The 11,306-nt window shown below is 57.0% G+C and carries 9 protein-coding genes, 1 tRNA gene and 2 rRNA genes (1 of these 12 cut by a window edge); 6 read left to right on the top strand and 6 right to left on the bottom strand.

Features of this window, described 5'->3' with window-relative positions; translation table 11 throughout:
• The 3 genes from QO002_RS20390 to QO002_RS20380 form a co-directional block, all read left to right on the top strand.
• Positions 1-2,510 (top strand): 23S ribosomal RNA (locus tag QO002_RS20390); it begins 426 nt to the left of the window's first position.
• A gap of 362 nt (positions 2,511-2,872) precedes the next feature.
• Positions 2,873-2,987: ribosomal RNA gene (gene rrf, locus QO002_RS20385) — 5S ribosomal RNA — on the top strand.
• A 311-nt stretch (positions 2,988-3,298) separates the two neighbouring features.
• Positions 3,299-3,375 (top strand) — tRNA-Met (locus tag QO002_RS20380).
• Here QO002_RS20380 and QO002_RS20375 read toward each other — a convergent pair.
• The 3 genes from QO002_RS20375 to QO002_RS20365 are packed head-to-tail and all read right to left on the bottom strand — an operon-like array spanning position 3,354 to position 5,808.
• Positions 3,354-3,983 (bottom strand): hypothetical protein, encoded by a 630-nt coding sequence (locus tag QO002_RS20375; protein WP_307233011.1) that lies wholly within the window; start codon positions 3,981-3,983, stop codon positions 3,354-3,356. The two genes, QO002_RS20380 and QO002_RS20375, sit on opposite strands and share 22 nt — an antisense overlap.
• On the bottom strand, positions 3,980-5,008 hold the full coding sequence (locus tag QO002_RS20370) for an SAM-dependent methyltransferase (RefSeq protein WP_307233009.1): 1,029 nt from the start codon (positions 5,006-5,008) through the stop codon (positions 3,980-3,982). Before QO002_RS20370 ends, QO002_RS20375 begins: the two co-directional genes overlap by 4 nt.
• Positions 5,005-5,808 (bottom strand): DUF1295 domain-containing protein, encoded by an 804-nt coding sequence (locus QO002_RS20365; protein ID WP_307233007.1) that lies wholly within the window; start codon positions 5,806-5,808, stop codon positions 5,005-5,007. Before QO002_RS20365 ends, QO002_RS20370 begins: the two co-directional genes overlap by 4 nt.
• A 184-nt stretch (positions 5,809-5,992) precedes the next feature.
• On the opposite strand from QO002_RS20365, the gene QO002_RS20360 reads away from it, so the two are divergent.
• The 3 genes from QO002_RS20360 (at position 5,993) to QO002_RS20350 (ending at position 8,283) form a co-directional block, all read left to right on the top strand.
• Complete coding sequence (locus tag QO002_RS20360) at positions 5,993-7,366, top strand: NAD(P)/FAD-dependent oxidoreductase (RefSeq protein WP_307233005.1); 1,374 nt, start codon at positions 5,993-5,995, stop codon at positions 7,364-7,366.
• An 88-nt stretch (positions 7,367-7,454) separates the two neighbouring features.
• Positions 7,455-7,826 carry a DUF2147 domain-containing protein gene (locus QO002_RS20355; RefSeq protein ID WP_307233003.1) on the top strand — a complete coding sequence of 124 codons (372 nt, stop codon included), beginning with the start codon at positions 7,455-7,457 and terminating at the stop codon, positions 7,824-7,826.
• A gap of 31 nt (positions 7,827-7,857) precedes the next feature.
• Positions 7,858-8,283, top strand: coding sequence for a DUF2177 family protein (locus QO002_RS20350; RefSeq protein WP_307233001.1), 426 nt, complete (start codon positions 7,858-7,860; stop codon positions 8,281-8,283).
• 78 nt (positions 8,284-8,361) lie between these two features.
• Here the strand turns inward: QO002_RS20350 and QO002_RS20345 are convergent, their stop codons facing one another.
• From QO002_RS20345 to QO002_RS20335, 3 genes are read right to left on the bottom strand one after another with little or no spacing between them, the layout of a single operon-like run.
• A complete protein-coding gene (locus QO002_RS20345; RefSeq protein ID WP_307232999.1) occupies positions 8,362-9,909 on the bottom strand; it encodes an ATP-binding response regulator in 1,548 nt (515 codons plus the stop codon).
• A 6-nt stretch (positions 9,910-9,915) separates the two neighbouring features.
• A complete protein-coding gene (locus QO002_RS20340) occupies positions 9,916-10,479 on the bottom strand; it encodes a chemotaxis protein CheB (RefSeq protein WP_307232997.1) in 564 nt (187 codons plus the stop codon).
• Complete coding sequence (locus QO002_RS20335) at positions 10,476-11,306, bottom strand: CheR family methyltransferase (protein ID WP_307233563.1); 831 nt, start codon at positions 11,304-11,306, stop codon at positions 10,476-10,478. The genes QO002_RS20340 and QO002_RS20335 overlap by 4 nt, the downstream gene beginning before the upstream one ends.

Raw genomic sequence — 11,306 nt, 5'->3', positions numbered from 1 at the left:
GCGGACCAGGCCAGTGGCCTTGGGGAATAAAGTGGAACGGAATGGAAAGTCCGGCCGTAGCGGGTGATAGCCCCGTACATGTAGAACACCCAAGGTCCTTGAGTAAGGCGGGACACGTGAAATCCTGTTTGAAATTGGGGGGACCACCCTCCAAGCCTAAGTACTCGTGCATGACCGATAGCGAACAAGTACCGTGAGGGAAAGGTGAAAAGCACCCCGACAAGGGGAGTGAAATAGAACCTGAAACCGGTTGCCTACAAACAGTCGGAGCCCGGGCCCTTTAGTGGGTTGGGTGACGGCGTACCTTTTGTATAATGGGTCAACGACTTAGTGTGACGAGCAAGCTTAAGCCGATAGGTGAAGGCGCAGCGAAAGCGAGTCTGAACAGGGCGTTCAGTTCGTCGCATTAGACCCGAAACCGAGTGATCTAGCCATGAGCAGGTTGAAGGTTGGGTAACACCAACTGGAGGACCGAACCCGCATCTGTTGCAATAGATTGGGATGACTTGTGGCTAGGGGTGAAAGGCCAATCAAACTCGGAAATAGCTGGTTCTCCGCGAAAACTATTTAGGTAGTGCGTCGACCGAATACCCTCGGGGGTAGAGCACTGGATGGGCTATGGGGACTCACCGTCTTACTGATCCTAACCAAACTCCGAATACCGAGGAGTACTAGTCGGCAGACACACGGCGGGTGCTAACGTCCGTCGTGAAGAGGGCAACAACCCTGACCTCCAGCTAAGGTCCCCAAGTCATGGCTAAGTGGGAAAGGATGTGAGGATCCCAAAACAACCAGGATGTTGGCTTAGAAGCAGCCATCATTTAAAGAAAGCGTAACAGCTCACTGGTCTAAATAAGGGTCTTTGCGCCGAAAATGTAACGGGGCTAAAGCCATGCACCGAAGCTGAGGATAGCGATCTTCTCACGAAGACGCTGTGGTAGCGGAGCGTTCCGTAAGCCTGTGAAGGGATACCTGTGAGGGGTCCTGGAGGTATCGGAAGTGCGAATGTTGACATGAGTAACGATAAAGGGGGTGAGAGACCCCCTCGCCGAAAGACCAAGGGTTCCTGCTTAAAGTTAATCTGAGCAGGGTTAGCCGGCCCCTAAGATGAGGCAGAAATGCGTAGTCGATGGGAACCACGTTAATATTCGTGGGCCTGGTGGTAGTGACGGATTGCGTAACTTGTTCGGACTTATTGGATTGTCCGGGCGGGGAAGCGGTTCCAGGAAATAGCTCCACCGTATAGACCGTACCCGAAACCGACACAGGTGGTCAGGTAGAGTATACCAAGGCGCTTGAGAGAACTATGCTGAAGGAACTCGGCAAATTGCACGCGTAACTTCGGAAGAAGCGTGACCCTGTCGTACGCAAGTATGTCAGGGTGGCACAGACCAGGGGGTAGCGACTGTTTATCAAAAACACAGGGCTCTGCGAAGTTGCAAAACGACGTATAGGGCCTGACGCCTGCCCGGTGCTGGAAGGTTAAGAGGAGAGGTGCAAGCTTTGAATCGAAGCCCCAGTAAACGGCGGCCGTAACTATAACGGTCCTAAGGTAGCGAAATTCCTTGTCGGGTAAGTTCCGACCTGCACGAATGGCGTAACGACTTCCCCGCTGTCTCCAGCATAGACTCAGTGAAATTGAATTCCCCGTGAAGATGCGGGGTTCCTGCGGTCAGACGGAAAGACCCCGTGCACCTTTACTATAGCTTTACACTGGCATTCGTGTCGGCATGTGTAGGATAGGTGGTAGGCTTTGAAGCTTGGACGCCAGTTCAGGTGGAGCCATCCTTGAAATACCACCCTTATCGTCATGGATGTCTAACCGCGGTCCGTTATCCGGATCCGGGACAGTGTATGGTGGGTAGTTTGACTGGGGCGGTCGCCTCCGAAAGAGTAACGGAGGCGCGCGATGGTGGGCTCAGACCGGTCGGAAATCGGTCGTCGAGTGCAATGGCATAAGCCCGCCTGACTGCGAGACTGACAAGTCGAGCAGAGACGAAAGTCGGTCATAGTGATCCGGTGGTCCCGTGTGGAAGGGCCATCGCTCAACGGATAAAAGGTACGCCGGGGATAACAGGCTGATGACCCCCAAGAGTCCATATCGACGGGGTTGTTTGGCACCTCGATGTCGGCTCATCGCATCCTGGGGCTGGAGCAGGTCCCAAGGGTTTGGCTGTTCGCCAATTAAAGCGGTACGTGAGCTGGGTTCAGAACGTCGTGAGACAGTTCGGTCCCTATCTGCCGTGGGTGTAGGAATATTGACAGGATCTGTCCCTAGTACGAGAGGACCGGGATGGACATATCTCTGGTGGACCTGTTGTGGCGCCAGCCGCATAGCAGGGTAGCTATATATGGAATGGATAACCGCTGAAGGCATCTAAGCGGGAAACCAACCTGAAAACGAGTATTCCCTTGAGAACCGTGGAAGACTACCACGTTGATAGGCCGGGTGTGGAAGTGCAGTAATGCATGAAGCTTACCGGTACTAATCGTTCGATTGGCTTGATCGTTCCCATTGCTTGTGTTCATCACTCGGCAAACGCAAAGCGTTTGTCCGATACTCGGCGAAGACGAAGTCTTCGTCCGACTGAACCATAAGCCATCAAAAAAAGACGTGTTCACATAAGACAAATGAAGCAAAAGCGATAAACCGCAGGCGGTTTACGCAGGCTTCAACCAGCTTCTCAAATATCGGTTTTACCCGCATCTGCGGTGTGAAAATCGCTCTGGCCCAAAGTCGCCTCCTCGTGAGATGACCGTATGGCCGTCCGATGTCCCCTGTGAGCGCCAAGCGAACAGGACAAGGAGTATCGGACAAGCAAAGAGCGAGATTTACACCTGCATTGCAGGTGTAAATCTTGCCCTTTGCCGACCTGGTGGTTATTGCGGGGTGGCCGCACCCGTTCCCATTCCGAACACGGCCGTGAAACGCCCCAGCGCCAATGGTACTTCGTCTTAAGACGCGGGAGAGTAGGTCGCTGCCAGGTCTGCAAAAGGCAAGAATAAACCGATAACATGCGCCCGATGCCGTAAGGCTGAGGATAAGCTGCATGTTCAACAAAAAACCATATCTTCTCTCAACAAACGCCGGCCCAAGCCGAAACAACGGGCCGCCCTCAAGCGGCCTTTTTGCTTCGGTAAATTAAACCGCATAAACAGACGAAATGTTGGTCAATCGAGCTTTTGCAATAAGCAAAAGCGCCGATAAAAGAACTCAAACGAGATTTTGGCTTTGCCAAAACTCGGCAGAAGCGACCAAAGGGTCGCAGCAATCTTTTTGCCAAAGGCAAAAAATTGGCGCGGGGTGGAGCAGCCCGGTAGCTCGTCAGGCTCATAACCTGAAGGCCGCAGGTTCAAATCCTGCCCCCGCAACCAGATCTTCCAGACAGAATAACCAAAAGCCCCGATCGCGAAAGCCAACGGGGCTTTTTGACGTTCAGCCCAAACCTCACGAAAACCTCATGCCCGCGACACCCCGGAATAACAAAAACCGATAAATCCAAGCAAACTCGCAACCGCAAAGACGTTGAGGTCCGTAACGTCGCAAGCTCCGCTGCGCTCCACGAAAACCCAGCTCCATCAATCAAAAACCAACCAACCACAAAACATCCGAAAATAAAGCATATAACCCCCCGCTGCGGCCATTTTTCCGACGCCTCGAACGATAGGGCGGCCAAGGCCATGCAGGGCGCCAGAAACAGGAGGGTTGCGGAGGCCTGTCCGAAAATGATCGTTTCGAAGACCGTGTCCACGGTGCCTACGAGGGGCAAGGCAAGGCGCGCGGCGAAATTCGACCGTCTGTGGATCAGAGGGATCGCCAGAAAGAAGGGCAGGGATATCAGCGTCGCTGCCGATGTTGCGACGCCTGTTCCGACCAACCACCAGACATACACCGGGTAGAAGGGTTTGTTGGCAATGATCACCCAAACCACGGTCATCGTTGCCTGGGTCAACGGATCAACCGGCTCGCGCGTATCGGTCATTTCACAGGCTTCAGAAGATAGTGACCGACACCCCAGACCGAACCGTTGTCATAGCCGAATAGTCCTGCGGTCGACAGGAAGAACAATCGCCAGCGCCGGTGCCAAAGGGATGCGTGGTTTCCATAGACGTTCTGCAGAATGGGTCGGATGAGACTTGTGTTCCGGTCGAAGTTTGCCAGCCAGTCGAACGCTGTGCGCTGATAGTGTGTGCCCGGCCAGCGCGACTCTTTTTCCACGGTGAAGAGGTCTTGAAACCGGTTGGGAAGGTCATGCGCCGGCATGACACCACCCGTGAAGAAGTGTTGGGCAATCCAATCCGCAGGATCGGCTGGATCGAAACGGTAGGAGCGGTTCTTGTGGGTGAACACGTGGATGAAGAGCTTGCCTTCCGGCTTCAGCCAGGTGCGTACCTGTTCAAGCAGCTTGTGCCAGTTCGACATGTGTTCGAACATCTCGACCGACACGACGCGATCGAAGATGCACTCGGCGGTGAAGTCGTTCATATCGGCGGTGATGACCTCCAGGTTGGTGAGGCCCTCCTCCTTTGCCCTGCCGAGAATGTACTGGCGCTGAGAGCTGGAGTTTGAAACCGACGTGATCCGCGCATCAGGAAATGTGCGCGCCATATGGAGCGACAGTGAGCCCCAACCGCAGCCAAGTTCGAGAATATCCATTCCATCGGATATTTCGGCATGTTTGACGGTCGTTTCGAGAGCGAGAGTTTCAGCCTGGGACAGGCTGGTGGATGGCTCCGGATAGAGGCAGCAGGAGTATTTTTTCTGCGGCCCCAGAACGATGTCGAAGAATTCTGCTGGCATCTCGTAGTGCTGGCGATTGGCATCTTCGGTATGGGTCGCGATCGGGTAACGGGCCATCGCCTCGGCAAAATCCTGCTCATGAGTTTCCGGAAGCGCCTCAAGCATGCGGGTTGTTCGGCGGCAAAGTGCGTCTATGCCGGCGAGCGTCATTCCGTCTGGCAAGGGCGCGCGCTCCGCAACGTTGATTGCGAAGGTCATCATGTTCATCGCCGTGTTCCTTCAGATGTTGTGGTTTTGGGCGGTCCGGGAAAGAACGCGTTGACGCGGCCTTGCAGGGCTCGAAATTTCTCGCCGCGCGAGCGAAGCATGTGGTCTTCGAGGGGAGGGATTCCGGAAACATGCACCAGCAGCCAATACATCAGCGCCGGCGCGAATAAGGACAGTGCGCTCGACGGACTGGACGACAATGCCATCAGCGGCCAGGAGCACCAGAAGAGCCATTCGAAAAAGTAGTTGGGATGTCGGGAGTAGCGCCAGAGACCCGTCTCGCAGACGTCGGTTTTCGCCCGCGGAGTTTTGCGGAACCGGGAAAGCTGCAGGTCGGAGATCGCCTCGCCGGCAAGCGCCACGAGGGCGACGAGAATAGCAAGAATATCCCATAGGCGGGGGTAAGGCGTGGCATTGGCCGCTGCCAGCAAGATGGCGAGTACGAGAATGAACGCCGCCAGAGCCTGGACCTGCAGGAAAACGAACAGCCGCCAGCCAGCGCTATCGCCCCATTCCTTGATGAGCCTGGCGTATCGGGGGTCTTCCTCCCCGCCTCTTGTGCGCGCGGCGATGTGGCTACCGAGCCTCAGCGACCAAAGAGCGACAATGATCGCTACGGCATTACGGCGATCCGTCCGTGCATCGACCAAAATCGCCGCGGCAATGCCGCCAAGGCCAACTGTAAAGGACCATATCGTATCGATCCAGCCGCTCGCCCCGCTCGCTCGCTGGATTACCCAGGCGCCTGCCATGGCAAGCGATAGTCCGCTTGCGATCAAAAGGAGAAGAAAAAAGTCCATCAATCACTCACATCCGGGACAGTGTCATCAGGCTTGTCTCCCTAACTACGGTGCCGGCCCTCGGACGGTTTCTTCCCGGTTCGAAAAAATTCGGAAAAAATCGCCCCCTCGCGAAACTGGTCGGTGATGCCGTTCGTACCTGTATCCGAGGCGACAAGGTCGCGGAGGCAGACGAGAGGATTGCATGGTTTATCAGCAGCGCATTGAGAGTGGCCGGCGACTGAATGTAGCAATTGTCGGCAGCGGTATTTCAGGGCTTTCGGCAGCGTGGCTTCTATCCTCTCGCCACGACGTCACAATCTTTGAAGCGGCCGACCGTATCGGCGGACACAGCAACACGGTCGAGTTTGAAACTGCCGCGGGGCCGGTTGCGGTCGATACGGGCTTTATCGTCTACAACGAGGCCACCTATCCCAACCTGACGGCAATGTTTCGTGCACTTGATGTGCCGACTGCCGTATCCAACATGTCCTTTGCCGTGTCGCTCGATCAGGGTGCTTTCGAATATTCCGGTGGCACGGGGTTCGGCCTGTTTGCGCAGAAATCCAATATGTTCAGCCCCCGTTTCTGGTCGATGATTGGAGACTTGCTACGCTTTTATCGCAATGCACCGCGCGACCTTGCGATGATGGGCGGGATCTCGCTCGATGACTACCTCTCGCGCAATGGCTACGGCCATGCCTTCCGCTATGAGCATCTTTACCCAATGGCCGCCGCGATCTGGTCGACGCCGGCCATGCAGGTCGGGGCGTATCCGGCCTCGAATTTCGTAAAATTCTGCTGCAATCACGGGCTGCTCGATCTATGGGGGCGTCCCGCATGGCGTACGGTGAAGGGGGGCAGCCGCGAATATGTGACGCGAATGGCCAGCGGCTTTGCAGACCGTATCCGTCTCTCGACGCCGGTCGCGGCCATCCGGCGGGGCCTGGAACGTGTCGAGATCGACGATACGAACGGGGGGCGGCATGTCTTTGATGATGTGATCATCGCCACCCATGCCGATCAGGTCATGCGCATGTTGTCGGACGCGGGCGACGAGGAACGGCGCATTCTCGGGGCGTTCCGTTATTCTCGCAACGAGGCTGTATTGCACGCGGATGCAGGCCTGATGCCCAAGCGTCGTGCGGCGTGGTCAAGCTGGAATTATGTCGCCGATAGGGATGACGAGCCTTCGAAGCCCTCCATAACCTACTGGATGAACAGGCTGCAGCCTCTCGGGCCCGCGCCGCCAACCTTCGTGACGCTCAATCCACACCGCGAACCGCGGGAAGACACCGTGATATGTCGCGAAACCTACGAGCATCCGATTTTCGACCTTGCAACCGACAGGGCGCAGCAAGAGATCTGGTCCTTGCAGGGGGTGCGGAACACCTGGTTCTGCGGTGCGCATTTCGGCTCGGGTTTCCATGAGGACGGTATCCAGAGCGGACTTGCCGTCGCCGAAGATCTGGGTGGCGTGCGCCGACCGTGGCAGGTGGCGCAGGAAAGCGCGCGTATCGTTCGCAAGCCGCTCATGGGGTCGGTCACGCTGCCCGTCGAATTGGAGGTGCTGGCGTGAACCGCAGCGTGACTCGGGCGTTATCCATCGTGTTTGGCGCACGATCAGCGTGCTTGATATGAAAGAAAGCTAGCGAGGAGACCTGCAAATGATACGGATTCTGACGGCTACGGCTATCACGGTCCTGGCGCTGGCGCCGACGGCCCGGTCTGCCGATCTCGATGGTCAGTGGGCGCGTGGCGATGGCAATGCCAAGGTGCGAATCGCGCCCTGCGGACCCAATATCTGCGCCATCAATACATGGATCAAGCCCGGCACGCCCAGTGAGAAGGCCGGCGACAAGCTGGTGATGACGATCAGCCAAGACGCGGGTGGGGACTACGCCGGCACGGCCTTCGATCCGCAGCGCGACCTGACCTACAAGATTACCGTAACGGTCAAAGGTGACCAGATGACTACGAAAGGCTGCATCGTTGCCGGCCTCCTGTGCAAGGACGTCAATTGGAAGCGTGTCGATTGAATGACCGCCGGTTAACATGAAGGAAACTTCGGTGAAAACTCACATCGTCGCCTATTGCACCACGCTCGTTGTCTTCGTCGCGATCGATTTCATCTGGCTGAGCACCATGGCTGACCTTCTCTACCGGCCGGTGATGGGCGACATGCTGGCACCCGAATTTCGGCTGGCTCCCGCCGTTGTCTTCTATCTTCTTTATGTCGCCGGCTTGACCTTTCTGGCCGTGAGGCCGGGGTTGGCTTCAGCGTCGATTGCGAAGGCTGCGCTTTGCGGGGCTGTTCTTGGCTTCACGGCCTATGCAACCTACGACCTGACCAATCAGTCGACGCTCACGAACTGGTCGATGACACTGACGATAGCAGACATGGTCTGGGGGACTTTCCTCTCGGCAATCGCATCCAGTGCCGGTTGCGCGATAGCCCGGCGCTTTGGCGACCCTGCACGAATGCTTCGTGGCTGATCGTCCAAAACACCCGAGTCGGGATGATCCTGCTGTCGAGCATGATCGATCAGGCGCAATTTCAGGAAGCCCCGGGATTCAGCGCTTGGCTGTTGCAAGGATCTTCCCGAGGTCGTCGAGGGAAACCGGTTTTGTCAGGTGGTGATTGAAGCCGGCTTCAGATGCCAGTGCCTTGTCCCGATCCTGACCCCAGCCGGTTTGCGCAATGATGGTGGTGTCCTTGAAGAGTTCATCCTGGCGAAATGCCTGGCAGACCTCGTAGCCATTCATGCCGGGCAGTCCGATATCGAGAAGAATGACGTCTGGTTTGTAGTAGCGGGCGGCCTGCAGAGCTTCCCGCCCGTCGTGGACAAGTTCGTATTCGTACCCGATTTCTTCGAGCATCCAGCCCATGGCGTAGGCGACATCGACATTGTCATCGACGACCAGCACCTTTAACGGAAGCAAGGATTGTTCCTGTTGGGACGGTACTTCGCAAGGCAAGGCATATTGCTCGGCACTCGTGGAGATCGGCAGGCGTATGCGAAAGACGCTGCCACTGCCGCTATCGTTCCCCCTCGCTTCCACGGTACCGCCATGCATGGCAACGAGTTGCTGCACCAGTGCAAGGCCGATGCCGAGGCCCCCTTGTGCACGGTCGAGATGATCATCGACCTGAGCAAAAAGCTGGAAAACCTTGGATCGCATTTCTGCAGGAATGCCGACGCCGTTGTCGGAGACATCGATCACGACATCGTTTCCGGCAGTGGCCACCGATATTCCGATCTGACCACCTGCGGGCGTGTATTTGATGGCGTTGTTCAAGAGGTTGGCCACAACCTGGGAAAGGCGGGTATAGTCCGCGTCGATCCATATGGGCGCGGAGGGTATATTGACCGTAAGCGCATGCCCTGCCTTTTCGATGAGGGGATGAGCCGTTTCAACGGCGCTGCGAATGACATCATCGACCTTGACCCGGTCCTTGATGAGCTCGATCTTTCCCTGGCTGACGCGTGAAACGTCCAGGAGATCATCGATGATCCTGACAAGATGTACCAGTTGCCGGTCCATCATGTCGCGGACGTCGGCAGAGCCATCGCCGTTCGGATTCCGGCGCAGGATATCCAGTCCATGGCGCAGGGGCGCCAGCGGATTGCGCAACTCGTGTGCCAGCGTGGCGAGGAACTCGTCCTTGCGGCGGTCGGCTTCCCTCAACGCTTCGGCCTGGACCTCCAGCTCATCGCGTTGTGCGGCAATCTGCTGGCGCTGCTTGAAAAGTTCGAAGAAGACATCCGCCTTGCTGCGCAGGACATCCGGCTCGATCGGCTTCTGGATGAAATCGACGGCGCCGGCCTCGTAACCACGGAAGCGGCGTTGATTGTCGGCCGTGCCAGCGGTCACAAAGATGATCGGGACACGCCTCGATCGTTCGTTGCCGCGCATCAGCTCCGCGAGTTCGAAGCCGTTCAGGCCCGGCATCTGCACGTCGATGAGGGCGAGCGCGATATCGTGCTGCAGCAGAAGTTCGAGCGCCTGGTCTCCCGAGCGGGCTTTCAGGAGAAGCAGGCCCTCGCGGCGCAGCAGCGCCTCAAGGGATAACAGGTTCTCCTCGAGATCATCGACCAGGAGAAAGGTGACGGGGTTCATGGCGTCTTAGACCTTTTGCAAATAGGCAGCGATCGCGGCCAACGACATGACCTGGGCATCCGGGCATATCGCTATAGCAGATTCCGGCATGGCGGATGCGAACGCGTCTTGTGGGTTCTGGACAATGGCCGTTCCGCCGGCTTCGACGACGCAGGCCAATCCCTTTGCGCCATCTTCATTGGCGCCCGTGAGGACGATCGCCGTCAAATCAGGCCCGTAGGCATCTGCCGCACTCTCGAACAGCACGTCGATTGATGGTCGGGAAAAGAGAACCGGCTCTTCGCTCGATAGCGATAATGTTCCGTTTGTCTCCACGAGCAAGTGATAGTCCGGTGGAGCGAAATAGGCCGTACCGCCCATGATGGGCTCCTTGTCTTCCGCCTCCACAGCAGTGATGCGGCATTTGGCCTGAAAGAGCTCGGCCAAAATGCTGTGCTTATCCGGCGGTATATGCACCACGACCATCAGGGGCAACTTAAAACTCGCCGGCAATGCCGGAAGGATGACCGACAAGGCGTCCAGTGCACCGGCAGAGGCGCCGATCACGATGGCTTTGGGGCTGGCGTTCATCGGCCATCCCGCTGATAGATTTTCTCCTCGCGGACAAAATCGTTGAATGCATCGGCATGTTGCGAAAACCGCAGGCTTTCCTTGGCGCCGAGACCGAGAAATCCCTTGCGGGCGAGTGACTCCCTGAACAGACCAAGCGCGCGATCCTGCAAGGGGCGGTCGAAATAGATCATCACATTGCGGCAGGATATCAGATGCATTTCGGCAAAGACCGCATCGGTGACCAGGCTATGATCGGAGAAGACCACCTGCTGGCGCAATGTCTTGTCGAAGGAGGCGCGCCCGTAGGCGGCCGTGTAGTAATCCGACAACGAGGATTTTCCGCCGGACTTGCGATGGTTTTCCGTGAACAATTGGATGCGGTCGAGATTGTAGATCCCGGCCTCGGCGATCTGCAGCGCTTCCTGGTTGATGTCGGTGGCGTAGAAGAGGGTCCGCTCTTCCAATCCTTCTTCCCGGAAGAGAATGACGAGGGAGTACAATTCCTCACCGCCGCTGCAGCCCGCGACCCAGACCTTCAGCGAGGGATAGGTGCGAAGATGGGGGACCACCTTTTCCCGGATCGCCCGGAAATAGCTGGGATCTCGAAACATCTCGCTGACCTGGACCGTCAGATAGCCGAGCAGGCGGGGCACCATGGCCGGATTGTGCAGAACGCTTTCCTGGAGCGCAGAGATGGTTGCAAATCCCAATTGTTCGCGTGCCTGCTTGAGGCGCCGTTTCACGGACGCCATCGCATAGTTGCGGAAATCGTAGTGGTATTGATGGTAGAGCGCTTCCAGCAACAGCCGGATTTCGATGTCCTCTACCTTCTCGGGCGCCGACAT

The organism is Pararhizobium capsulatum DSM 1112 (assembly GCF_030814475.1).
Taxonomy (GTDB): domain Bacteria; phylum Pseudomonadota; class Alphaproteobacteria; order Rhizobiales; family Rhizobiaceae; genus Pararhizobium; species Pararhizobium capsulatum.
This window is presented reverse-complemented; position numbering and strand designations above follow the sequence as displayed.

Coding starts and splice junctions, on each gene's coding strand:
- QO002_RS20375 (WP_307233011.1), bottom strand. CDS start 3,983: ATGACCGATACGCGCGAGCCGGTTGATCCGTTGACCCAGGCAACGATG.
- QO002_RS20370 (WP_307233009.1), bottom strand. CDS start 5,008: ATGAACATGATGACCTTCGCAATCAACGTTGCGGAGCGCGCGCCCTTG.
- QO002_RS20365 (WP_307233007.1), bottom strand. CDS start 5,808: ATGGACTTTTTTCTTCTCCTTTTGATCGCAAGCGGACTATCGCTTGCC.
- QO002_RS20360 (WP_307233005.1), top strand. CDS start 5,993: ATGGTTTATCAGCAGCGCATTGAGAGTGGCCGGCGACTGAATGTAGCA.
- QO002_RS20355 (WP_307233003.1), top strand. CDS start 7,455: ATGATACGGATTCTGACGGCTACGGCTATCACGGTCCTGGCGCTGGCG.
- QO002_RS20345 (WP_307232999.1), bottom strand. CDS start 9,909: ATGAACCCCGTCACCTTTCTCCTGGTCGATGATCTCGAGGAGAACCTG.
- QO002_RS20340 (WP_307232997.1), bottom strand. CDS start 10,479: ATGAACGCCAGCCCCAAAGCCATCGTGATCGGCGCCTCTGCCGGTGCA.
- QO002_RS20335 (WP_307233563.1), bottom strand. CDS start 11,306: ATGTCGGCGCCCGAGAAGGTAGAGGACATCGAAATCCGGCTGTTGCTG.